Source organism: Streptomyces stoeckheimensis, assembly GCF_045822005.1.
In the GTDB taxonomy this organism is placed as follows: domain Bacteria; phylum Actinomycetota; class Actinomycetes; order Streptomycetales; family Streptomycetaceae; genus Streptomyces; species Streptomyces stoeckheimensis.
The window spans coordinates 6,447,101-6,469,992 of sequence record NZ_CP169550.1 but is presented as its reverse complement, the minus strand read 5'-3'; the positions used below and the strand labels follow the sequence as shown (position 1 = coordinate 6,469,992).

Here is a 22,892-nt window from a genome sequence, read left to right as displayed (position 1 = left end):
CAGGTTCTTTACCTACAGCGCACGCTCCGTGTCGGCGACTTGACGGTACGTTCCCGCGAGGGCCTATCAATTCCGGCATTGGGCCCAGCAGTTACGAAACGCGCGAAAGCCGCTTCAGCAACAAGGCGGACGCCACCGGCCGCGCACCGGCCTTGGCCACCCCGTCGGCGACCTCCCGGTCCGTGGAGACCACGACCACCGGACGGCCCGCCGGTTCGGCGCGCACCAGCTGGCGGATCAGCTCGTCCGCCGTCACCCCGGCCTTGGAGAACAGCACCCGCACCCCGCGCGGCGGCGCGAGCAGCACGGGGGCCGCCAGCTCCGCCCCGTCGAAGACACAGGTCATCTCGGCGCCCGTCTGCGCGGCGAGCATCGACAGCCCGCCCAGCAGCCGCAGCCGCTGCTTCTCCAGCGGCATCGTCGGATAGCCGGTCTTGGTGACGTTGTAGCCGTCGACCACCAGATGGGCCTGGGGCAGCGCCAGCAACTGGTCCAGCAGCGCCGGGTCGGTCTCCGAGAGGGCGCGCGCCGCGATGTCCTTCGGGGTCATCCGGCCCGGCTCCACCGCCTCCACCGTGTCGGCGGGCCGCGTGGAGACCGGCGGCAGCGCGAGCTCCCGGCGCAGTCCCGCGGCCGCGTCCAGCACGGTGTCCAGCAGCAGCCGCAGCCGCATGTCCTCGATGCTGCGCCCCTCGCGGGTGGCCCGGCGCGAGGTCTCCAGCGCCGATTCCACCTCCGCGAGGCGGGACTTGAGCCGCCGGGTCTCACTCTCCGCGGTGGTCACCTGGGCGGCCGCCTCGGCGCGGATGCCGTCGACCTCCGAGTTGATCTTGCGCAGGGCGGCGTCGCCCCGCTTGACGTCGCTGAGGGCACTGCGCAGCTTGCGCTGAAGCGATTCCGCTTCCTTGCGCGCCGCGTCCAGCTCGGCCCGTACCTGGTCGGCACCCGTGCGCTGCAGTTCCCGTACGTGGGCCAGCTCCTCGCGGAGCCGCTCCATCTCGCGGCGGGCCTCCTCGTCGACCCGCTCGGCGTCGGCGCGCTGCGCCTCCTCGCCGGCGGCGGCGACGAGCTTGACCCAGCCGGCCGGCCGCAGCACGTACGCGGCGGCCGCCACGTCCAGCGGATCGGCGGCGGCGGGCGGGGCGCCCGACTCCAGCGCGGAGGCCAGGTCGGCCTGCGCCTCGCGGAACTTCTCGGCGACCCGGCCCCGGAAGACGGGGTCGCTCTCCACGGCCGTGGCCATGGCGTTGCCCGCGAACTTGGCGCGCCGCGTCGGGGTGAAACGGGCGTACTGGCGCAGCTGCGCCGGGAGGTCCGCGACCGTCAGCCCGCCGAAGGCGTCCGAGACGAGCGCGACGACCCGGCGCCGCACGCCTTCCGGCAGCGGGCGGTCGAGGACCTCCGCGGCGTCGCCGGCCGCATCGGCCGGCTCAGCGCCGCTTGCTGGCTCCACAATCCGTCACCCCTACCGTCATTCACCTGTGGGCGGGGCTCCTTAGGAGTCCGCGCCCGGCCTGTCGACCAGCTCGATCTGGTCCACCGCGTTGCACCAGCGGCAGCGCACCGACTCGATGGTCTCATTGACCACCTCGCGCTCCTCGACCTTGGGCTCCCCGGCGAGGTCCAGGTGGACGTACTCCACGACCTTCGACGAACGGGTGACGTCGAAGCGCGTGAGGTTGCCGCACAGGGTGCAGCGCCACCGGGTGGTGTCGGTCGGCAGGGGAACCGTCATCAGGCCGCTCTCTCCTTCTATCGCTCACATGGCGCAAGCGCCGCACCCTCCCGTGTCGTCACGGGTGGCGCGCGCGTGCGTGCGTAGCTCGTAACCCTACGGCCTGCCGCACCCGCTGGTGGGCCCGGCTGGGTCATGCTCGTTCGCATGATCGTAAGGTGGCAGGCCGTACGCGAGGCCGCCCGGGGCCCGGTGGTCACGCACGCGCTGATCGCCGGCTGCTGCGTGGTGTTCGTGCTGAGCCCGGCGTCGGGGCTGAACCCGGTCTACGGGACGGGCGATCAGCTCCTGGCCACGGGCACGGCGTACTTCCGGCGCTGGGGCGTGGTCCCGGACGAGCTGTTCACCGGCTCGGGGCGAGCGGCGCTCACCCCCCTCACGGCCCTGTTCGTGCACGGGAGCTGGCTGCACCTGCTGGGCAACATGCTCTTCCTCTACGTCTTCGGGGCGATGACGGAGCGGCGCATGGGCCGGGCGTGGTTCCTCTGCTTCTACGTCTGTACGGGCTACCTGGCCCTGGCCGCGTACGCGGCGGCCTACGCCTCCTCGGACCAGACCCTGGTCGGGGCCTCCGGGGCGATCTCCGCGGTCCTGGGAGCCTTCCTGTACCTGTTCCCCAGGGCCCGGGTGACGAGCCTGTTCCCGTTCCTGTTCTTCCTGCCGCTGCGCTTCCCGGCGTGGCTCGTGCTGATGTTCTGGTTCGGGCTCCAGTGGCTGGCGGCGCACCGCGCGGCGAGCGGCCCCGGAGTCGCCTATCTGGCCCACGTGGTGGGCTTCTCGGTGGGCTTCCTCTATGCATGGGCCCGCTACCGGGGTGGGACTAGAGTGGGTCGACCAGTGACAGTAGGCGAGGGAGACAGCCAACCGTGATCACCGCACTCGTGCTCATCAAGACCAGCGTGGACCGGATCCCCGAGATCGCCGAGGCCATCGCCGCGCTGGACAGCGTCAGCGAGGTCTACTCGGTCACGGGTACGTACGACCTCATCGCGATGGTCCGGGTGTCCCGGCACGAGGACCTGGCCGACATCATCCCCGGCCGCATCAGCAAGATCCCGGGCGTGGAGGCGACGGACACCCACGTGGCGTTCCGCACCTACTCCCAGCACGACCTGGAAGCGGCGTTCGCGATCGGCCTCGACGCGTAGCGGTTCAGAGCGCGGGCAACGCCTCGCCCGGCCGGGCGGGGCGGCCCTCTTCCTGCCGGAAGAGATAGCCGCGCAGGTGGCCGGCGAGGTCCCCGTCGATGTGGGCGACGTACGCGCGGGCCCCGCCGGCGGCTTCCCGCTCGTCCTCCCGGCGCGAAACCGACCACTTCCGGTCCAGGGCCACGGCCCACTCCCGCACGCGGGCCCGGTCGCTCCACCACCCGCGGATCAGCTCCGGGGTCCAGTGGTCGTCACCGTCCCGGGCATGGCCCACCATCGGATCCTGAGCGGCGGCGCGCCCAGGACGGCGAGGGTTTCCGCGGGGCTCCGGGGCTGGCGGTAGACGAACTCCGCGCCCCAGTCGTCGTCGTAGAGCACGTTGTCGGGCGCGATCAGCCGGCCCATCCAGCACGTGTCGGTGCCCGCCCCGTAGAACGGCCCCGGCACGTTGCGCCAGTCGCGCTCCGACCACCGGTCGGGCCGGGGGTTCCAGAGCACGACGTGCTCCGGGTCGGGCACCCAGGTGCCACCGTCCGGATCGGGCAGCGGCCCGGCCTCCGCGGCCCGCGCGGCCGGTATCGGATCCCAATACGTCATGCCCCGCAGCCTCTCAGACGGCCGGGACGCAGCGGCCCTCTTCGGTGCGGTACTGCCACTTGGCGCCGTCCGTGACGAGCTCCTTGACGGCGCGGACGAAGCGCTCGACGTGCTCGTCGGGGGTGCCGGCGCCGAAGCTGACGCGGATCGCGTTCAGGGACCGCTCGCCCGGGGCCGCTTCGGGGGCTCCGCATTCGCCCTGGGCCTGCGGCTCGCTGCCGAGGAGCGTGCGGACCAGCGGGTGGGCGCAGAACAGGCCGTCGCGGACGCCGATGCCGTACTCGGCGGAGAGCGCGGCGGCGAAGTGCGAGCTGTTCCAGCCGTCGACGACGAAGGAGATGACGCCCACGCGCGGGGCGTCGTCGCCGAAGAGGGACAGGACGCGGACCGCCGGGACCTCGGCGAGACCCTCCCGGACCTTGGCGATGAGGTGCTGCTCGCGGGCGACGAGGTTCTCGAAGCCGGCCTCGTTCAGGGCCTTGCAGGCGGAGGCGATGGAGTAGACGCCGATGACGTTCGGGGAGCCGGCCTCGTGGCGGGCGGCGGTGGTGTGCCACTCGACGTCCACGCCGCCGGCATCCTCCCCGCTGACGCGTCGCGTCACCTTGCGGGAGGCGCCGCCGCCCGCGAGGTACGGGTCCGCCTCCTGCAGCCAGTCCGCGCGGCCGGCGAGCACGCCCGAGCCGAAAGGCGCGTAGAGCTTGTGTCCCGAGAAGGCGACCCAGTCCACGTCGAGGTCCTGGACCGAGACGGGGTGGTGCGGGGCCAGCTGGGCGGCGTCCAGGACGATGCGGGCGCCGTGGGCGTGCGCGGCGGCGGCGAGCTCCTTGACGGGCCACAGCTCGCCGGTGACGTTGGAGGCTCCGGTCACGCAGACCAGCGCGGGGCCGTAGGGGTCGCGGTCGGCCAGGGCGCGCTCCAGGGTGGCGACGGCCTCGTCCGGGGTGCGGGGGGCGTTGAGGTAGGTGACCTGCGCGTTCGTCCACGGGAGCAGCGAGGCGTGGTGCTCGGTCTCGAAGACGAAGACCTGGCAGTCGGCCGGGATCACGGCGGCGAGCAGGTTGAGGGAGTCGGTGGTGGACCGGGTGAAGATCACCTGGTCGGAGGGGCGGCAGTCGAGGAACTCGGCGACCGTGACCCGGCTCTGCTCGAACAGGTCGGTGGAGAGCTGCGAGAGGTAGCCGGCGCCGCGGTGGACGCTGCCGTAGTACGGGGCGTACGCGGCCACGTCGTCCCAGACCCGCTGCAGCGCGGGGGCGCTGGCCGCGTAGTCGAGGGCGGCGTAGGTGACCTCGCCACCGGTGACGAGCGGGACGGTGACGTCACGGCCGAGGACCGGCAGCGGCTCGACACAGGCAGGGTCGAAGGCGGTGGCGGCGGTGACAGCGGTGGTGTTCAGGGTTGCGGACATGGCGGTATCTCCCGGCAGGCAGGTCTGAATGGCTTCGGTGTGCCCGTCCGCCGACACGGCTACGGCGCTGCGGCCGTTCGGGGTACGGGAGTGCCCCGGAATGCGGATCGGTCCGGCGTACGCAGATGTGCTGCGGGTACGCGGAAGTGACCCTGTTCCGAGGGGTGAAGAAGGGGCGGAGTCGCCCTATCGCATTCGCTTGCTCACGGAAAACGCTCCTCAGAAGACCAGGACCCCTGGTGTTCGAGGGATCCGCGCTTGCCGTAGACCTCACTGCCTACGACCTGGTCATCACCCGGGGCACCCCGCCACGGAAGGAGGGTTGCCGGACAGCAAGCCGGGGCCTAAACGCTGTCACTCGTGACCTGAGGAGCATCCTGCCACATGATCTTCCGAACGCAAGACCCCGGTCCACATGGCGGACCGGGGTCGTTGGCTGATCTTGGCCGGATCCCGTCGGAACGGCGGCGCGTCGCAGCGCCTACGCGTTGCTCGCCGCCGCCCAGCGGGCCAGCGCGGCCCGGGCCGCGCCGGAGTCCACCGACTCCGCCGCACGGAGGACGCCGGCGGCGAGCTGCTCCTCCAGGGTGCCCGTACCCGGGTCCAGCGCGACCAGGGCCGCCGCCGAGTTCAGGAGTACGGCGTCTCGGACCGGGCCGGTCTCGCCGGCCAGCAGGCGGCGGGCAACGTCCGCGTTGAACGAGGCGTCCGCGCCGGCCAGGGCCGAGACCGGGACCAGCGGGATGCCGATGTCGCGCGGGTCGAAGCCCTGCTCCCTGACCTCGCCGTCGCGGACCCACCAGACCCGGGAGGTCGCCGTGGTGGTGAGCTCGTCGAGCCCGTCGTCACCGCGGAAGACCAGGGCCGAGGAGCCCCGCTCCGCCAGGACGCCCGCGACGATCGGGGCCACCCGCGCGTCGGCCACGCCGGTGGCCTGCGCCCGGACCCGTGCCGGGTTGGTCAGCGGGCCGAGGAAGTTGAAGGTGGTCCGGATGCCGAGCTCCCGGCGGGCCGCCGCCACGTGCCGGAGCGCGGGGTGGAACTTGACCGCGAAGCAGAAGGTGATCCCGGCTTCCTCGGCCACCTCCACGACCCGTGCGGGGGTGAGGTCGAGGTTGACGCCCAGCTTCTCCAGGACGTCCGAGGAGCCGCTCGCGGAGGACGAGGCCCGGTTGCCGTGCTTGACGACCTTGGCGCCCGTACCGGCCACCACGATCGCCGACATCGTGGAGATGTTGACCGTCTTGGCCCCGTCGCCCCCGGTGCCGACGATGTCCACCGTCCGGCCCGGCACCTCGATGAGGTTGGCGTGTTCGTACATGGCGCGGACCAGGCCGTTGATCTCTGAGACGGTCTCGCCCTTGGCCCGCAGCGCGACCGCGAAGCCGGCGATCTGGGCGTCGGTGGCCTCCCCGCGCATGATCCGGTCCATGGCCCAGGCCGTGTCGTCGGCGCCGAGGTCACGGCCGGTCAGCAGGGCCTCCAGAACGCCCGGCCAGCCGCGGGCCGCCGCGCTGTCGCCGCCTGCCGGGGTCACCAGGTTCATGGTCCGCTCCTGCTGCTCATCGAGGATTCCACGTCGAATGCGAAGGGCTTCAGCCTATCCAGCCCCGGGGACGGCAAAGAGCCCCGTCCAGACACTGGACGGGGCTCTCGCCGTGGCGACACCAGGACTGACCTAAATCAGTCCCTCAAGCAGTCATGCGTGGTGCGTACTGCGTGAAGCGTGTGATGCGTGTGAAGCCGTGATGCGGGAGATCAGTGGTGGCCGTGGCCGCTCTGGATCTCCTTGTACTCCTCGACCGTGGGCTTCGGGATCTGGTTGTTCTCCCCGTAGTAGCCCTTGCTGAGCTTGGCGCGGAGCTTCTCCAGCGGCTTCACCTTGCGCTCGACACCGTTCTCGTCGACCGTGGGGCCGATCTCGGCGGGCTCGTACTGCTCGTACGAGGTGAGCGTGTGCAGCTTGCCCTGCGAGAGCGGCTCGTGCACCTCGACGAACTCACCGTGCGGCAGGCGCTTGATGATGCCGGTCTCGCGACCGTGCAGCACCTTGTCCCGGTCCCGGCGCTGGAGGCCGAGGCAGATCCGCTTGGTGATGATGAAGGCGATGACCGGGCCGACGAAGAACCCGATGCGCGCGAACCAGGTGATCGAGTTGATCGACAGGTGGAAGTACTGCGCGAACATGTCGTTTCCACCGGCGATCAGCAGGATGACGTACCACGTCAGCCATGCCACACCGAAGCCCGTACGGGTCGGGGCGTTGCGCGGGCGGTCCAGGATGTGGTGCTCGCGCTTGTCCCCGGTGACCCAGGACTCGATGAACGGGTAGACCGCGATGGTGGCCAGGACCAGCGGGAAGATCGTGAAGGGGATGAACACGCCCAGGGCGAGGGTGTGGCCCCACAGGTTGATCTCCCAGCCGGGCATGGCACGGATCAGGCCCTCGGAGAAGCCCATGTACCAGTCGGGCTGCGCACCGGTGGACACGTGGTCCGGACGGTACGGGCCGAGCGCCCAGATCGGGTTGATCGAGGCGATGCCCGCGATCAGCGCGATGACGCCGAAGACCAGGAAGAAGAAGCCTCCGGCCTTGGCCATGTAGACCGGGAGCAGCGGCATGCCGACGACGTTCTTCTCGGTCTTGCCGGGGCCCGCGAACTGGGTGTGCTTGTGGTAGAAGACCAGGATCAGGTGGGCCACCAGCAGGCCCATCATGATGCCGGGCAGCAGCAGGATGTGCACCGAGTAGAGCCGGCCCACGAAGTCGCCGCCGGGGAACTCCCCGCCGAAGAAGAAGAACGACAGGTACGTGCCGACGATCGGCACGGACAGCATCGCGCCTTCCATGAAGCGGACACCGGTGCCCGAGAGCAGGTCGTCCGGCAGGGAGTAACCGGTGAAACCGGTGAACATGCCGAGGACCAGCAGCAGGAAGCCGAAGACCCAGTTGACCTCACGGGGCTTGCGGAACGCGCCGGTGAAGAACACGCGCATCATGTGCACGAGCATCGCCGCGATGAAGATCAGCGCCGACCAGTGGTGGATCTGCCGGATGAGCAGACCGCCGCGGACGTCGAAGCTGATTTCCAGGGTCGACTTGAAGGCCTCCGACATCGCGACACCCTGCATGGGGATGTACGAACCGTCGTAGTGCACTTCGTTCATGCTCGGGTGGAAGAACAGCGTCAGGTACACACCCGTGAGGATGAGGATGATGAAGCTGTAGAGGCAGATCTCGCCCAGCATGAAGGACCAGTGGTCCGGGAAGATCTTGCGCATGTTGGCCTTGGCGAGGCTGTAGATGCCCAGCCGGCCGTCGGCCCAGTCGGCTACGCGCTCGCCGGCCGGAGCCTTGCGCTCTTTGGTTTCGGTGGCAGTGCTCATCCGCGCTCCCAGAAAGAGGGACCGACGGGCTCTTCGAAGTCGCCGAGCGCCTCGAGGAAACCTTCGTCATTGACGCCGATCCGCAGCTGCGGGAGCGCGTGACCAGCCGGGCCGAAGATGACTCGGGCGCCGTCGGAGAGGTCGAAGGTGGACTGGTGGCACGGGCAGAGCACGTGGTGCGACTGCTGCTCGTACAGGCTGATCGGGCAGCCGACGTGGGTGCAGATCTTGGAGTAGGCCACGATCCCGTCGTGGGACCACTCCAGTTCCTTCTTGTCCTTGATGTTCTCCGGCTGGATGCGGACGATCATCAGGGCGGCCTTGGCGATCTGCGTCTGGAAGTCGTGCGCGTCCTCCTCCAGGCCTTCCGGCATGGCGAAGGTCAGCGACCCGACGACGATGTCCTCCGGGCGGAGCGGCTCCATCGTGTTCTGGTTGATGAGCATCTTGCCCTTCGCCCAGATGGTCTTGCGCAGCTTGTCCTCGGGCAGCGGGCCCAGGTCGCGCAGGATCACGACGGCGGAGAGCGGCAGCAGGGCCAGCGCACCGAACATCGTGTTGCGGATCAGCGGGCGGCGGCCGATGGCCGACTCGCGCGCGCCGTCCGCGAAGTCCTGCAGGACCTGCGCCTTGACCTCGGCCGGGGCCGCGATCTCGTGGCGCTCGGCGGCGACCTCCACGTCGGACATCAGGGTGCGGGCCCAGTGGACCGCGCCCGCGCCGATGCAGAAGAGGGCCGCGCCGAGGCTCACGCCGAGGGCGAAGTTGAGCGCGCTCACCTTCCCGATGGGGAAGATGTAGACGATCTTGTCGACCGGCAGGATCACGAACGAGGCGATGAAGGCGACCGTGGCCAGCATCGACAGGGTGAACAGCAGGGCCACCGTGCGCTCGGAGCGCTTCGCGGCCCGCTCGTCGATGTCCTGGATCCGCGGCCGGTGAACCGGCAGACCGGGGTCGGCGAACGGGTCGTCCGCCACTGCCACGGCACCGTGGTGCGCGTCGCCCTGCTCGCTCGGCAGGTGCTTCTCTTCGGGAATCTCTTGGCTACTCATGACTTCTTGGCCTTAGCGGTGTGGGCCGCGACCCAGACGGCGACAGCGATCAGCGCACCCAGTCCGAAGATCCAGCCGAAGAGACCCTCGGAGACGGGGCCGAGGCCACCGAGCTTGAGGCCACCGGGGTTGGTCGACTTCTCGCCGTTGACGTGCTGGAGGTACGCGATGATGTCCTTCTTCTGCTTCTCCGGCATGGTGCTGTCGGGGAAGGAGGGCATGTTCTGCGGGCCGGTGAGCATGGCCTCGTAGACGTGCTTCGGCTCGACGCCCTCGAGGTTGGGGGCGTACTTGCCGTTCGTCAGTGCGCCGCCCTCACCGGTGAAGTTGTGGCACTGCGCGCAGTTGTTGCGGAACAGCTCGCCACCCTTCGCGATGTCGGCACCCGCCGGGTCGTACTGCTTCTCGGTCGGCGTGATCGGGCCGGCTCCGAGGGAGGCGATGTACGCGGCGAGCTGGTCGGCCTGCGCCTGGGTGTAGATGACGGGCTTCTTCGGCACCTGGGCGCCGGGCTGCTGGGCGGGCATACGGCCCGTCATCACCTGGAAGTCGACGGCAGCGGAGCCGACGCCTACCAGGCTGGGGCCGTCAGAGGAACCCTGACCGCCGGTTCCGTGGCAGCTTGCGCAGCCGACGGCGTAGAGCTTCTGGCCCTCCTCGATGGCGAGGGACTGGACGGTTTCGTCGGCCTTCGCATTGCCCGCGGGCGCGAAGGCGCTGTACAGCCCCCCGGTAACCGCCAGCGCGAAGAGTAGAACGACGACCGCCGCCAGCGGATGGCGTCGTCGTGCGGAGAGCTTTTTCACGGATTACCCCGGTGTCAGGATCTTCTGCGTCGGTGTGTCTGGATGGAGTGCCGGGCACGGGCCCGGCGACGTGTTCGCTACTTGATCAGGTAGATCGTTGCGAAGAGGCCGATCCAGACGACATCGACGAAGTGCCAGTAGTAGGACACGACGATGGCCGACGTGGCCTGTTCGTGGGTGAACCTCTTGGCCGCGTACGTCCGGCCGAGGACCAGCAGGAAGGCGATGAGACCGCCCGTCACGTGCAGACCGTGGAAGCCGGTGGTCAAGTAGAAGACCGAGCCGTACGGACCGGACGAGAGGCTCATGCCCTCGTGCTTGACCAGCTCGGTGTACTCGAACACCTGGCCGCCAATGAAGATCGCACCCATGACGAACGTGATGATGAACCACGTCCTGAGCTTCTTCACGTCACCGCGCTCGGCGGCGAATACGCCGAGCTGGCAGGTGAGCGAGGAAAGCACCAGGATCGTCGTGTTCGTCGCCGAGAAGGGCAGATTCAAGGCCGAAGCCTGTTCTGTCCAGTACTCGGCGCCTGTCACTGATCGCAGGGTGAAGTACATCGCGAAGAGGGCCGCGAAGAACATCAGCTCGGAACTCAACCAGATGATGGTTCCCACGCTGACGAGGTTCGGCCTGTTGACCGTCGGGTGCGCGTGCCCGGTATCTACTGTCGTTGCTGTCGCCACGACCGACATTATGTCGGTCCCTTATCCCGCCCTCACCCCGGGGGGTGCCGTTCGGAGTGTCAGGGGCGTGTGCAAGGCCCGAACGGCCCATCAGATCGCCCTTCGGACGCCCGCCGGCCTTCCCTCGGGCGAGGCTGTGCGAACCGATGTTGACACCGGGTCGGACGGAGTAGCATCCCGCGCAACATCAACGTGATTCACGGGACACGTGGAGGAACGAAATGCGGGCGACTGCGCGGGTTCTGGTCTACAGCGACGACGCGGGCACCCGGGAGCAGGTGCGGCTGGCGGCCGGGCGCAGGCCGGCCGCCGACCTGCCGCCGGTGGAGTTCCTGGAGTGCGCCACGCTGCCGGCCGTCCTGAAGGAACTGGACGCGGGCGGCATCGACGTGTGCGTGTTGGACGGCGAGGCGGTTCCGGCCGGGGGCATGGGGGTGTGCCGGCAGATCAAGGACGAGATCTTCCAGTGCCCGCCCGTACTGCTCCTGATGGGCCGTCCGCAGGACGCCTGGCTGGCCACCTGGAGCCGCGCGGACGCCGCCGTCACCCTTCCGGTTGATCCGGTGGACTTCGCGCAGGCCCTGGCGGGTCTGCTGCGCGCACGGCTCTCCCCGGCGGCGTAACGGGGGCTGTGCGCCCCGCACAGCGCCTTACCGGCGCATACCGGGGCACGGGTGCCCGTACGGTCCGTACGGGCACCCGTGCCCCGGTTGTGGCCTCTTCCGGCTCTCGCGCCTCTCTCGGCGCTTCCGGCTCTCCCTGCGCTCCTGGCCCGGTGGTTACACCTGCGGGCGCAGGCGCGCCTGGTCGACCGGGCTGCGGCCCTCCTGGGTGCCCTTGAGGAGGGCGCTGCCCTCGCGCCAGTCCTTCCAGTCCATGTTCCAGTCGCCGTAGCCGTTGCCGAAGGTGTCCATGTCGTCGCCGATGCTGTTGATGACGCGGACGATGTCGCCTTCGGTGATGTTCTCGTAGAACCAGGCGGCGTTGCCCGTGCTCATGCCGGTGCAGCCGTGGCTGACGTTGGCGTAGCCGTGGGAGCCGATGGACCACGGCGCGGCGTGGACGTATTCACCGCTCCAGGTGACGCGGGTCGCCCAGTAGACGGGCAGGTTGTAGTACTCGCTGCCGCCGATGCCCACCGTGTCGCCGCGCATCTGGACGTAGTACTGCTTGCCTAGGACCACTTTGATGCCGTTGCGGGTGGAGAACCCGGGCTTGCCGGTGGTCACCGGGATGGAATTGATCACTTCTCCGTTGCGCTTGAACGTCATCCAGTGCGAGGAGGCGTCCGTGGTGACCTCGACGCGGTCGCCGATCTCCAGCTTCAACGGCTTGGAGGCGGCGCCGTGCAGGTCGTCGGAGATCTTGATGCCCTCCAGGTTGCTCCGGACGGACACGGTGGTGTTGGCGGGCCAGTAGTCCTTGGGCCGGTAGTGGAGCTTCTTGTCGTCCACCCAGTGCCAGGCACCCACGGCCTCCGGCGGGGCGTCGACGACCAGGCCCCGCTCGATGACGGCGCGGGCGGCCTTGTCCTTCACGGGTTCGTTGAGTTCGGCCGTGAGGGGCTGTCCGACGCCGTACTTGCCCTCGTCCGGGCCGAATTCGACCTTGAGGACCTTCTGGGCCGGGGTGGTGTCGAAGGTGAGCGTGCGCTGCCCGGGGGCGCCCCGCTCGTCCTCGGTGCTCACGAGGACGGTGTAGCGGACGCCGGCGGCCATCGGGACGGTGCTGTGCCAGCGGTCGCCGGTGGCGGACAACTCGCCCGCCAGGCGGCGTCCGTGGGTGTCCACGGCGCTCACGTCGGTGATCCGGCCGTCGCCGCTCTTGGCGGTGACCTCCAGGGGCCGGTCCGGGTCGACCGGGCGGCTGCCCGTGGGGTGATTGAGGGCGACTTGGTCGCCCGCGTCGTAGGGGCGGGCGGACAGCGGGTTGTCGTCGCCCGACCCGCATGCGGTGGCGCCGGCCCCGAGGGACGCGACCAGCAGGGAGCAGCCGATAACCGTCCAAAGACGCGGTGACTGGTTCATGGAGCCAACGCTATGAAGATATGACAATTACGGCGCGCGGGGTGACTGCAAACGAGGGGCCCGGACTCCTCCATTGGAGGTGTCCGGGCCCCTGGTCTCACGCGGTGGCCGCCACCGTGGGTGGCAGCGCGGGTGCGGCTACTGGTTCTGGTTCTCGCCGCGGTAGTACTCGTACACCCAGCCCCACAGACCGATCAGGATCAGCGGCGCCGAGAAGTACATCAGCCACCAGCCGAAGACGACGCCCATGAAGGCGAAGGCGCCACCGATGGCCAGCGAGAGCGGCTGCCAGCTGTGCGGGGAGAAGAACCCCAGCTCGCCCGCCTCGTCGGCGACGTCGGCCTCCAGGTTGTCCTGGGCCATCTCGTCGACGCGCGCGGCCGTGAAGGCCAGGTAGTAGCCGATCATGGCGCTCAGGCCGAAGGCCAGTGCGAGCGCGGTGGTGCCGACCGGCTCCTTCGACCACACGCCGTACACGACGGTCATGATCAGGATGAAGACGGCGAGCCACAGGAACATCCTGCCCTGGATCTTCACTTGCCGGCCTCCTTGCCACCAGCGACGGCCTTGGCGGCCACGGAGTGGTCCTCAAGGTGGTCGAGGGCCGCGATCTCGGGGTGGTGCAGATCGAATGCCGGGGATTCGGACCGGATCCTCGGCAGGGTGAGGAAGTTGTGCCGCGGCGGCGGGCAAGACGTCGCCCATTCGAGCGAACGGCCGTAGCCCCACGGGTCGTCGACGTCGATCTTCTTGCCGTACTTCGCCGTCTTCCAGACGTTGTACATGAAGGGCAGCATCGACAGGCCCAGCAGGAACGAGCTGATCGTCGAGATCGTGTTCAGCAGCGTGAAGCCGTCCGCCGCGAGGTAGTCCGCGTAACGACGCGGCATGCCCTCGGCGCCCAGCCAGTGCTGCACCAGGAAGGTGCCGTGGAAGCCGATGAACAGCGTCCAGAAGGTGATCTTGCCGAGGCGCTCGTCCAGCATCTTGCCCGTGAACTTGGGCCACCAGAAGTGGAAGCCCGCGAACATCGCGAAGACCACGGTGCCGAAGACGACGTAGTGGAAGTGCGCGACGACGAAGTACGAGTCGGAGACGTGGAAGTCCATCGGGGGCGAAGCCAGGATGACGCCGGTCAGGCCACCGAAGGTGAAGGTGACCAGGAAGCCGATCGTCCAGAGCATCGGGGTCTCAAAGGACAGGGAGCCCTTCCACATGGTGCCGATCCAGTTGAAGAACTTCACACCGGTCGGAACCGCGATGAGGAACGTCATGAAGGAGAAGAACGGCAGCAGTACACCGCCGGTGACGTACATGTGGTGGGCCCACACGGTCACCGAAAGGCCGGCGATCGAGATCGTCGCGGCGATCAGGCCGATGTAACCGAACATCGGCTTGCGCGAGAAGACCGGAATGATCTCGGAAACGATTCCGAAGAACGGCAGCGCGATGATGTACACCTCTGGGTGTCCGAAGAACCAGAAGAGGTGCTGCCATAGCAGGGCGCCGCCGTTAGCGGCGTCGAAGATGTGCGAACCGAACTTGCGGTCGGCCTCCAGCGCGAAGAGCGCGGCGGCCAGGACCGGGAAGGCGAGCAGGACCAGAACACCGGTCAGCAGCACGTTCCAGGTGAAGATCGGCATGCGGAACATCGTCATGCCAGGGGCGCGCATGCAGATGATCGTGGTGATGAAGTTGACCGAACCGAGGATCGTGCCGAAGCCCGAGAAGGCCAGACCCATGATCCACATGTCGGCGCCGATGCCCGGCGAACGGACGGCGTCCGACAGCGGGGAGTAGGCGAACCAGCCGAAGTCGGCGGCACCCGAGGGGGTGACGAAGCCGGCCACCGCGATGGTCGAACCGAAGAGGTACAGCCAGTACGCGAACATGTTCAGCCGCGGGAACGCCACGTCGGGCGCGCCGATCTGCAGCGGCATGATCCAGTTCGCGAAGCCCGCGAAGAGCGGGGTGGCGAACATCAGCAGCATGATCGTGCCATGCATGGTGAACGCCTGGTTGAACTGCTCGTTCGACATGATCTGCGTACCCGGACGGGCCAGCTCGGCGCGCATGAAGAGCGCGAGGAGGCCGCCGATCAGGAAGAACACGAACGACGTGAGCAGGTACATCGTGCCGATGGTCTTGTGGTCGGTAGTGGTCAACCACTTCACGACGACATTGCCCGGCTGCTTGCTCCGTACCGGCAACTCGTTCTCGTACGAGTCGGCCTCGGCACCCTGAGGCTGGTTGAGGATGCTCACAGTTTGTTCACCTCAGCATTGCGGGCCGGGTCGGTCTGCTTGATACCGGCCGGAAGGAAGCCGGTCTGACCCTTCTCCGCGAGCTCCTTCAGGTGCGCCTTGTACGCCTCCGGGGAGACGACCTTGACGTTGAAGAGCATTCGGGAGTGGTCGACACCGCAGAGCTCGGCGCACTTGCCCATGAAGACGCCCTCTTCGGTCGGGGTGACCTCGAAGACGTTGGTGTGCCCCGGAATGACGTCCTGCTTGAACAGGAAGGGGACCACCCAGAAGGAGTGGATGACGTCGTTCGACGACAGGATGAAGCGGACCTTCTCACCCTTCGGCAGCCAGAGCGTCGGGCCCGGGTTGCCGGTCTCCGCGTTCCGGTCGCTCGGGACGCCCTTGGTGTAGACGCCTTCGGCGCCCGCCGGGAAGTCCTTGGTGTAGCGGTCCGGGATCGTGGCGAGTTCCTTGGGAACCTCGCCCGCCTTCGGAGTCGCCGCATCGCCGTCGACGTTCTCGACGTAGTTGAAGCCCCAGCTCCACTGGTAGCCGATCACGTTGATCGTGTGCGCCGGCTTGGCGGAGAGGGAGAGCAGCTTCGACTCGTCGCGCGCGGTGAAGTAGAAGAGCACCGAGACGATGATGAGCGGGACCACGGTGTACAGCGCCTCGATGGGCATGTTGTACCGGGTCTGCGGGGGAACCTCGACCTTGGTCCGGCTACGCCGGTGGAAGATGACGCTCCACATGATCAGGCCCCACACGAGGATGCCGGTGATCAGAGCGGCCGCCCAGGACCCCTGCCACAGGGAGAGGATGCGAGGCGCCTCTTCAGTGACCGGGGTGGGCAATCCGAGGCGGGGGAAGTCTTTCCATGTATACGAGCAACCAGTGGCGGTCGCCAGGACCACGCCCGCAGTCAGCGCCTGCAGCAGCTTCCGCCGCATCGGGCGCCGCGGCGAGCGGTCGGAGCCGTAGGGACTCACGTAGCGCCTTCCCGAGAGTCTCGGCCCGCGCGGCCGGCCGCGGCCGCATTCGGGTCGGTCGCCGGCCCTGACGCAGGCAGGGGTTTGGATGTTTATGCGGACCAAACCCTACTGGACGCTATTTGGGGTCGCGCGGGGAGGGTGCCCAACGCGCCGTTACTGACCCCGAAGGGATGGATCCGCCGTACGGGGGACGGCCCAACGGACCCCGAATGGCGGGGTCCCGGCGGCATCTGACGGCAGTTCGACGACAGGCCCGAAGCCGGTCGCGGCGTCGGCGTGGCGGCCGGTTAGCGTGACCGGATGCCGTACTTCGACACCGCGTCCGCCGCCCCGCTGCACCCCGTGGCCCGGCAGGCGCTCCAGGCCTCCCTTGACGAAGGCTGGGCCGACCCGGCCCGGCTGTACCGCGAAGGGCGCCGGGCCCGGTTGCTGCTGGACGCGGCGCGGGAGGCTGCGGCGGAGGCGGTGGGCTGCCGCCCCGACGAGCTCGTGTTCACTCCTTCGGGGACGCACGCGGTTCACTCGGGCATGGCCGGGGTGCTGGCGGGGCGTCGGCGCGTCGGCGGGCATCTGGTCGTATCGGCGGTGGAACACAGTTCCGTATTGCATGCGGCGGAGGTCCACGCGGCGGGCGGCGGGCGGGTGGAGGAGGTCCCGGTGGACCGGTTCGGCCGCGTCTCCCCCTCCTCCTACGGGGAACTCCTGGGGCACTCCACCGCGCTGGCCTGTCTCCAGTCGGCCAACCACGAGGTGGGCACCGTCCAGCCCGTGGCGGAGGTCGCCGACGTGTGCGCCGCCGCCGGGGTGCCGTTGCTGGTGGACGCCGCGCAGTCGCTGGGCTGGGGGCCCGTCTCCGGGAACTGGTCCGTGCTGTGCGCCAGCGCCCACAAATGGGGCGGCCCGGCCGGGGTCGGGCTGCTGGCGGTCCGCAAGGGCGTGCGCTTCGCCCCCCAAGGCCCCGCCGACGAAAGGGAGTCGGGGCGCTCCCCCGGCTTCGTCAACCTCCCCGCGGTCGTCGCCGCGGCGGCTTCCCTGCGGGCGGTGCGCGCCGAGGCGGAGGCGGAGTCGGCCCGCCTGCGGATCCTGGTGGACCGGCTGCGGCGGCGGGTGGCCCGCCTGGTGCCGGACGTGGAGGTGGTGGGCCATCCCGACCTCCGGCTCCCGCACCTGGTCACCTTCTCCTGCCTGTACGTGGACGGGGAGACCCTGCTCCACGGGCTGGACCGGGCCGGCTACTCCGTCTCCTCCGGCTCCTCGTGCACCAGCTCGACGCTGACGCCGTCCCATGTCCTGCGGGCCATGGGGGTGCTGTCGGAGGGAAACGTACGGGTGTCCCTGCCCGCCGGGACGACGGCGGCGGAGGTCAACGGCTTCCTGGAGGTCCTGCCGGGGCTGGTGGCGGGGGTGCGCGAGCAACTCGGCGCGGTGGAAGCGGTGATGGCCGTCGATCCGGAGGCGGAGTCCCTGGAGCTGGACACCCTCGGCCTGCGGTGTCCGCAGCCGGTGATCGAGCTGGCCCGCGCCATCGGCCGGGTTCCGGTGGGGGGCACGGTGACCGTCCTGTCGGACGACGAGGTCGCGCGGCTGGACATTCCGGCGTGGTGCGCGATGCGGGGGCAGGTGTACGTGGGCGAAGCCCCGCGTCCCGCCGGTACTGCGTACACGGTCCGCCGGGCGGTCTGACCCGGGCTGCGTCGGGGGCGACCCTGCGGGGCTGACCCCCACCCGCCCTTCGCCCGTTCCCTGGGGCTCCGCCCCAGACCCCGCGCCTCAAACGCCGGCGGGGCTGGATGGCGCGAAGCGCCATTTCAGCCCCGCCGGCGTTTGAGGGCCGGGTAGGCGTCCACCGGGCCGCGAGGGGCTACGCCGGGAGGTGGGACTGGACTTCCGCCGCCGCCTCGTCGCCGTAGGCCTTCGTGAAGCGCTCCATGAAGTGGGCGCGGGCCAGGGTGTACTCCTGGGTGCCGAGGGTCTCGATGACGAGCGTGGCCAGCATGCAGCCGACCTGCGCGGCCCGCTCCAGGCCGACGCCCCAGCCCAGGCCCGTCAGGAACCCCGCGCGGAACGCGTCGCCGACGCCCGTCGGGTCGACCTTCGCGGTCTCCTCCGGGCAGCCGACCACGATCGGGTCGTGGCCGACCCGCTCGATGCGGACGCCGTTCGAGCCGAGCGTGGTGACCCGGGTGCCGACCTTCGCCAGGATCTCCGCGTCGGTCCAGCCGGACTTCGCCTCGATGAGGCCCTTCTCGTACTCGTTCGAGAAGAGGTACGTCGCCCCCTCCATCAGGGTGCGGATGTTGTCGCCGTCCATCCGGGCGATCTGCTGCGAGAAGTCCGCCGCGAAGGGGATCTCCCGCGTGCGGCACTCCTCCGTGTGGCGCAGCATCGCCTCGGGGTCGTCCGCGCCGATCAGGACGAGGTCCAGGCCGCCGACCCGGTCCGCGACCGCCTTCAGCTCGATCAGGCGGGCCTCGCTCATCGCGCCCGTGTAGAAGGAGCCGATCTGGTTGTGGTCCGAGTCCGTCGTGCAGACGAAGCGCGCGGTGTGCAGGACCTCGGAGATCCGCACGGACTGGGTGTCGACGCCGTTCCGGTCGAGCCAGGCGCGGTACTCGTCGAAGTCGGAGCCGGCGGCTCCGACGAGGATCGGCCGGGCACCGAGCTGCCCCATGCCGAAGCAGATGTTCGGGCCGACGCCGCCGCGCCGCACGTCGAGGTTGTCGACGAGGAAGGAGAGGGAGACCGTGTGCAGCTGGTCCGCGACCAACTGGTCGGCGAAGCGGCCGGGGAAGGTCATGAGGTGGTCGGTGGCGATGGAGCCGGTGACTGCGATACGCACGGCGTGGACGCTCCTGCGAGGGAAGGCAAGGGGACAGTCAAAACTACCCGCTCGGCAGCCCGGAGGCCGACCGGCAGAAACTACCCCGTAGTAGCTCTTTCTTCCCTCGCGATGCCGTGCCTACCGTGCCCCATGACCTACACCGATGGCTTCGGGCACGTCCAGACCTCCGGGAACGCGGCGGGCACCGAGTTCGAACAGCTGCTGGGCGACTGCGCACGGATGGCCCCGCATTGGCCGGTTCCCACGGATCCGCGGCCGGATCGGGTCGCTCCCTCGCAGATCATCGGGATCCGCGTCCCGGCCGCCTCGGCCCGTCTCATCGCCTCCACGGCGGTCTACGGGTACTAGGCCGGGCCCGGGCGGAACCGGATCCGCGTCTGTTCCGTCACACCCGCATCACCCCCTGCGGGACGGGCAAAGGAGCGATGCGGTGACCAGCGAACATCCCGATCCATTGGAAGCACCCGATGCATCCGGCACTCCCGGTGCGTCACGTGCCGCACGACGGCGGCCGGCCTGGGTCGTCGGTTCGATCGCGGCCGCCGTCCTGCTCACCGCCGGCGGCACCGCGTACGTGGCCTCCACGGCCCGCGGCGAGGAGCGTACGGGCGACAGCGCGGCCTCCGCGCCCCGCGCGGCGGTCACTCCGCCGGGGCCCGGCATCGCCCCCGGCGAGCCCGACCCGTCCGGCGGCGGGGTCACGTACACGGCCGACGTCCCGCTCCCGGAGGGCCCGGCCACCGCCCCGGCCTTCGCGGCGGGCGGTGAGGTGACCTCCGCGGAGGTGGCCCGGCTCGCGACGGCGCTGGGGATCTCCGGCGCGCCCCGGCTCGCCGGGGAGACCTGGCAGGCCGGGGAGGGCGCGGACGGCTCCGGGCCCCGGCTCACGGTGAACCTGAAGGCTCCCGGGACCTGGAACTTCTCCCGCTTCCAGGTCGGCGGCACCGGCGACGACTGCGTGCGCGGCAAGGACACCTGCGGCCCCGCCACCCTCCCCCAGGATCTGGGTCAGGAGCACGGCGGCACCACCGGGACGCCCGTCTCCGAGGAGGCCGCCAAGGCCGCCGCCGCGCCCGTGCTGGCGGCCGTCGGGCAGGGCTCGGCCGCGCTCGACGCGCGGCTCGCGCAGGGCTCCGTTCGCGTGGTGACGGCCGACCCGGTGATCGGCGGCCTGCCCACGCAGGGCTGGTCCACCCGGATCGGTGTCGGGGTGGACTCCCGGGTGGTGTCGGGCAGTGGCGAGCTGAAGGTTCCGGCACGGGCCGCCGAGCAGCCGGTGATCGGCGCCGTCGACGCGCTGGCCCGGCTGAACGACAAGGCACGGGGTTCCGGTGCCACGGACCCCGGCCCGAGCGGCTGCGCCACGAGCGTCCCGCTGACTCCGGACTCCCCGGACGGCGCCACGGACACGCTGCCGTGCAACCCGGACCCCCGGCCGATGAAGCCGACGCGGACGGAATCGGTGCGGGGCGCCAAGCTCGGGCTGGTTCCGGGCACGGTCGACGGGGCCCGCGGCCTGGTGCCGGGCTGGCTGTTCGAGGTGGCCGGCAAGGGCGGCGGCCCGGGCCACACGGTGGCCCAGTCGGCGGCCCTGAATGAGGAGACTCCCCCGGTCGACCTGCCCACCCCGGTCGACCCGCCCGCGAAGGGACAGACCGTGCCCGGTTTCTCGTACGCCTCGGCCGACCGGACGCTGACCGTGAACTTCTGGGGCGGGGTGTGCAGCACGTACGCCCTGGAGGTCCGGGAGCAGCCCGAATCGGTGATGGTGAAGATCACGGACACGCCGAACAAGCCGGGGCAGGCCTGCATCATGCTGGCGCAGGAGATGACGGTGACGGGCACGCTCCAGCAGCCGCTGGGCGACCGCAAGGTGATCGACGCGACCACGGGCAAGGCCGTCCCCCGCCAGTAGGCGCCGGGACGCACGAGAGGGGCCCGACCGCGGATGTCCGCGGTCGGGCCCCTCTCGTCTGCTCTAAGGGCCCGTCATGGCCGGCCGGGCCGTCAGCGCCCTCAGAGCTGTGCCTGGCTTAGCTGAAGGAGTCGCCGCAGGCGCAGGAGCCCGTGGCGTTCGGGTTGTCGATCGTGAAGCCCTGCTTCTCGATGGTGTCGACGAAGTCGATCGACGCGCCGTGCAGGTACGGGGAGCTCATCCGGTCGGTGACGACCTTCACACCGTCGAAGTCCTTCACGACGTCGCCGTCGAGGGAGCGCTCGTCGAAGAAGAGCTGGTAGCGCAGGCCGGAGCAGCCGCCGGGCTGGACGGCGACGCGCAGCGCCAGGTCATCGCGGCCTTCCTGCTCCAGGAGGGTCCTGACCTTCTCGGCGGCGGCGTCGGACAGGAGGATGCCGTCGCTCACGGTGGTCTTTTCGTCCTGTACGGACATCTGCATTCACTCCCGAAGTGGGCGGCTCCCCGCCGGGAGCGGGGAAACGTCGGACTCTTGCCGTCGGTGGCAACGAGCGGGACCGCGGATTCATTCCGGGACCCGACGCGTGTTTCAGAAATTCCATGCTCGCACACCACCGCGCGGTGGTGTGTCCCCGCGAGGCGGCGGCGACGGGCGGGCGAATTCGTCACATCGACACTATCGGCATCGTCAAAGTGACGTGAAGCAGTTATGATAGATAGCGTCAAATAGACGAGAAGTCGAAGCTGCGGCTTCAGAGTGGCTTCAGAAGTCCCTTGTCGAAGAACAGAAAGGGTGCGTGTCGTGACCACCGCCCAGCCTTTGGACAACCAGCCCTTGGACGTCCAGCCGACGCCCCTTGCCTTGCTGCTGCTCGGCCGCGAAGCCGACCCCAAGAGCGAGCGCGGGGTGGAGTGCCCCGGCGACCTGCCCTCGCCGTCGGACCCGGACCTCGTGGCGCGCGCCCGCGCCGCCAAGGAGAAGCTCGGGGACAAGGTCTTCATCCTCGGCCACCACTACCAGCGTGACGAGGTCATCGAGTTCGCCGACGTCACCGGTGACTCCTTCAAGCTCGCCAAGGACGCGGCCGCCAAGCCGGAGGCCGAGTACATCGTCTTCTGCGGCGTCCACTTCATGGCCGAGTCCGCGGACATCCTCACCTCGGACGACCAGAAGGTGGTCCTGCCGGACCTGGCCGCGGGCTGCTCGATGGCCGACATGGCCACCGCCGAGCAGGTCGCGGAGTGCTGGGACGTGCTGACCGACGCCGGTGTCGCCGGAGTCACGGTCCCCGTCTCGTACATGAACTCCTCGGCCGACATCAAGGCCTTCACCGGCAAGCACGGCGGCACGATCTGCACCTCGTCCAACGCCAAGAAGGCCCTGGAGTGGGCGTTCGAGCAGGGCGAGAAGATCCTCTTCCTCCCGGACCAGCACCTGGGCCGCAACACCGCCGTCCGCGACATGGGCATGTCCCTCGACGACTGCGTGCTGTACAACCCGCACAAGCCGAACGGCGGCCTGACCGTCGAGCAGCTGCGGAACGCCAAGATGATCCTGTGGCGCGGTCACTGCTCGGTGCACGGCCGCTTCTCGGTCGACTCGGTCAACGACGTGCGCGCCCGCATCCCCGGCGTGAACGTCCTGGTCCACCCGGAGTGCAAGCACGAGGTCGTGGCGGCCGCGGACTACGTCGGCTCCACCGAATACATCATCAAGGCGCTGGAGGCGGCCCCGGCCGGCTCCAAGTGGGCCATCGGCACCGAGCTGAACCTCGTCCAGCGGCTGGCGAACCGATTCGCCGCGGAGGACAAGGAGGTCGTCTTCCTCGACAAGACGGTCTGCTTCTGCTCGACGATGAACCGCATCGACCTCCCCCACCTGGTGTGGACCCTGGAGTCCCTGGCCGAGGGCAACCTCGTCAACCAGATCCAGGTCGACAAGGAGACCGAGAGCTTCGCCAAGCTCGCCCTGGAGCGGATGCTCGCGCTTCCGTAGCCCGGTCCGGCCGTACGACGACACGACCGAAGGGCCGCCCCTCCTG

Annotated in this window: 23 protein-coding genes and 1 riboswitch; of the genes, 7 read left to right on the top strand and 16 right to left on the bottom strand. The window is 69.6% G+C overall.

From position 1 onward, the window contains the following. Positions 1-91: 91 nt before the first annotated feature. Together ACE1OC_RS29290 and ACE1OC_RS29285 are read right to left on the bottom strand one after the other, a co-directional pair. The gene (locus ACE1OC_RS29290) at positions 92-1,456 is read right to left on the bottom strand and encodes an NYN domain-containing protein (protein WP_407841712.1); all 1,365 of its coding nucleotides are present in this window, start codon (positions 1,454-1,456) and stop codon (positions 92-94) included. 39 nt (positions 1,457-1,495) lie between these two features. Continuing rightward, complete coding sequence (locus tag ACE1OC_RS29285) at positions 1,496-1,735, bottom strand: hypothetical protein (RefSeq protein ID WP_008738811.1); 240 nt, start codon at positions 1,733-1,735, stop codon at positions 1,496-1,498. Between the two features lie 147 nt (positions 1,736-1,882). Between ACE1OC_RS29285 and ACE1OC_RS29280 the strand changes: the two genes are divergently transcribed. After that, positions 1,883-2,605 carry a rhomboid family intramembrane serine protease gene (locus ACE1OC_RS29280; protein WP_407839529.1) on the top strand — a complete coding sequence of 241 codons (723 nt, stop codon included), beginning with the start codon at positions 1,883-1,885 and terminating at the stop codon, positions 2,603-2,605. Further along, positions 2,602-2,883: an Lrp/AsnC family transcriptional regulator gene (locus ACE1OC_RS29275; protein ID WP_250742500.1), complete on the top strand. Its 282-nt coding sequence runs from the start codon at positions 2,602-2,604 to the stop codon at positions 2,881-2,883. The genes ACE1OC_RS29280 and ACE1OC_RS29275 overlap by 4 nt, the downstream gene beginning before the upstream one ends. A 4-nt stretch (positions 2,884-2,887) precedes the next feature. On the opposite strand, the gene ACE1OC_RS29270 is transcribed toward ACE1OC_RS29275, so the two are convergent. From ACE1OC_RS29270 to ACE1OC_RS29235, 8 genes are all read right to left on the bottom strand, one after another. Continuing rightward, on the bottom strand, positions 2,888-3,160 hold the full coding sequence (locus ACE1OC_RS29270) for a hypothetical protein (RefSeq protein ID WP_407839528.1): 273 nt from the start codon (positions 3,158-3,160) through the stop codon (positions 2,888-2,890). Next, positions 3,112-3,480, bottom strand: a complete 369-nt coding sequence (locus ACE1OC_RS29265) for a ferredoxin (RefSeq protein ID WP_407839527.1) — start codon at positions 3,478-3,480, stop codon at positions 3,112-3,114. Before ACE1OC_RS29265 ends, ACE1OC_RS29270 begins: the two co-directional genes overlap by 49 nt. A 13-nt stretch (positions 3,481-3,493) precedes the next feature. Further along, positions 3,494-4,891 carry an aminotransferase class V-fold PLP-dependent enzyme gene (locus ACE1OC_RS29260; protein ID WP_407839526.1) on the bottom strand — a complete coding sequence of 466 codons (1,398 nt, stop codon included), beginning with the start codon at positions 4,889-4,891 and terminating at the stop codon, positions 3,494-3,496. Between the two features lie 249 nt (positions 4,892-5,140). Then, positions 5,141-5,257: riboswitch (SAM riboswitch) on the bottom strand. Positions 5,258-5,372: 115 nt separating this feature from the next. Beyond that, positions 5,373-6,437, bottom strand: coding sequence for an anthranilate phosphoribosyltransferase (trpD, locus tag ACE1OC_RS29255; protein WP_407839525.1), 1,065 nt, complete (start codon positions 6,435-6,437; stop codon positions 5,373-5,375). A gap of 212 nt (positions 6,438-6,649) precedes the next feature. Beyond that, entirely contained in the window at positions 6,650-8,278 is a 1,629-nt protein-coding gene (locus ACE1OC_RS29250; RefSeq protein WP_407839524.1) for a cytochrome b, read from the bottom strand. Then, positions 8,275-9,333, bottom strand: coding sequence for a Rieske 2Fe-2S domain-containing protein (locus tag ACE1OC_RS29245; protein ID WP_407839523.1), 1,059 nt, complete (start codon positions 9,331-9,333; stop codon positions 8,275-8,277). The genes ACE1OC_RS29250 and ACE1OC_RS29245 overlap by 4 nt, the downstream gene beginning before the upstream one ends. Continuing rightward, positions 9,330-10,139, bottom strand: a complete 810-nt coding sequence (locus ACE1OC_RS29240) for a c-type cytochrome (RefSeq protein WP_254383464.1) — start codon at positions 10,137-10,139, stop codon at positions 9,330-9,332. Before ACE1OC_RS29240 ends, ACE1OC_RS29245 begins: the two co-directional genes overlap by 4 nt. A 77-nt stretch (positions 10,140-10,216) precedes the next feature. Next, positions 10,217-10,837 carry a cytochrome c oxidase subunit 3 gene (locus ACE1OC_RS29235; protein WP_008738823.1) on the bottom strand — a complete coding sequence of 207 codons (621 nt, stop codon included), beginning with the start codon at positions 10,835-10,837 and terminating at the stop codon, positions 10,217-10,219. Positions 10,838-11,049: 212 nt separating this feature from the next. On the opposite strand from ACE1OC_RS29235, the gene ACE1OC_RS29230 reads away from it, so the two are divergent. Then, on the top strand, positions 11,050-11,451 hold the full coding sequence (locus ACE1OC_RS29230) for a hypothetical protein (RefSeq protein WP_250742508.1): 402 nt from the start codon (positions 11,050-11,052) through the stop codon (positions 11,449-11,451). A gap of 156 nt (positions 11,452-11,607) precedes the next feature. Here the strand turns inward: ACE1OC_RS29230 and ACE1OC_RS29225 are convergent, their stop codons facing one another. The 4 genes from ACE1OC_RS29225 to coxB all read right to left on the bottom strand — a co-directional run bounded on the left by ACE1OC_RS29225 (position 11,608) and on the right by coxB (position 16,090). Continuing rightward, positions 11,608-12,855, bottom strand: a complete 1,248-nt coding sequence (locus ACE1OC_RS29225) for a L,D-transpeptidase (RefSeq protein WP_407839522.1) — start codon at positions 12,853-12,855, stop codon at positions 11,608-11,610. A 138-nt stretch (positions 12,856-12,993) separates the two neighbouring features. Beyond that, complete coding sequence (locus tag ACE1OC_RS29220; RefSeq protein WP_407839521.1) at positions 12,994-13,392, bottom strand: cytochrome c oxidase subunit 4; 399 nt, start codon at positions 13,390-13,392, stop codon at positions 12,994-12,996. Next, entirely contained in the window at positions 13,389-15,119 is a 1,731-nt protein-coding gene (gene ctaD, locus ACE1OC_RS29215) for a cytochrome c oxidase subunit I (RefSeq protein WP_407839520.1), read from the bottom strand. The genes ACE1OC_RS29220 and ctaD overlap by 4 nt, the downstream gene beginning before the upstream one ends. Beyond that, entirely contained in the window at positions 15,116-16,090 is a 975-nt protein-coding gene (coxB, locus tag ACE1OC_RS29210; RefSeq protein WP_407839519.1) for a cytochrome c oxidase subunit II, read from the bottom strand. The genes ctaD and coxB overlap by 4 nt, the downstream gene beginning before the upstream one ends. 303 nt (positions 16,091-16,393) lie before the next feature. On the opposite strand from coxB, the gene ACE1OC_RS29205 reads away from it, so the two are divergent. Beyond that, a complete protein-coding gene (locus tag ACE1OC_RS29205) occupies positions 16,394-17,776 on the top strand; it encodes a cysteine desulfurase/sulfurtransferase TusA family protein (RefSeq protein WP_407839518.1) in 1,383 nt (460 codons plus the stop codon). Positions 17,777-17,954: 178 nt separating this feature from the next. On the opposite strand, the gene ACE1OC_RS29200 is transcribed toward ACE1OC_RS29205, so the two are convergent. Then, positions 17,955-18,932, bottom strand: a complete 978-nt coding sequence (locus tag ACE1OC_RS29200; RefSeq protein WP_407839517.1) for a carbohydrate kinase family protein — start codon at positions 18,930-18,932, stop codon at positions 17,955-17,957. Between the two features lie 132 nt (positions 18,933-19,064). Here ACE1OC_RS29200 and ACE1OC_RS29195 point away from each other — a divergent pair, with 132 nt between their 5' ends. Further along, positions 19,065-19,283 carry a hypothetical protein gene (locus tag ACE1OC_RS29195; protein ID WP_407839516.1) on the top strand — a complete coding sequence of 73 codons (219 nt, stop codon included), beginning with the start codon at positions 19,065-19,067 and terminating at the stop codon, positions 19,281-19,283. Between the two features lie 82 nt (positions 19,284-19,365). Beyond that, positions 19,366-20,850 carry a hypothetical protein gene (locus ACE1OC_RS29190; protein WP_407839515.1) on the top strand — a complete coding sequence of 495 codons (1,485 nt, stop codon included), beginning with the start codon at positions 19,366-19,368 and terminating at the stop codon, positions 20,848-20,850. A gap of 118 nt (positions 20,851-20,968) precedes the next feature. On the opposite strand, the gene erpA is transcribed toward ACE1OC_RS29190, so the two are convergent. After that, complete coding sequence (erpA, locus tag ACE1OC_RS29185; protein ID WP_136217385.1) at positions 20,969-21,325, bottom strand: iron-sulfur cluster insertion protein ErpA; 357 nt, start codon at positions 21,323-21,325, stop codon at positions 20,969-20,971. 318 nt (positions 21,326-21,643) lie between these two features. Between erpA and nadA the strand changes: the two genes are divergently transcribed. Further along, positions 21,644-22,846 carry a quinolinate synthase NadA gene (gene nadA, locus ACE1OC_RS29180; protein WP_250742525.1) on the top strand — a complete coding sequence of 401 codons (1,203 nt, stop codon included), beginning with the start codon at positions 21,644-21,646 and terminating at the stop codon, positions 22,844-22,846. Positions 22,847-22,892 lie beyond the last annotated feature (46 nt).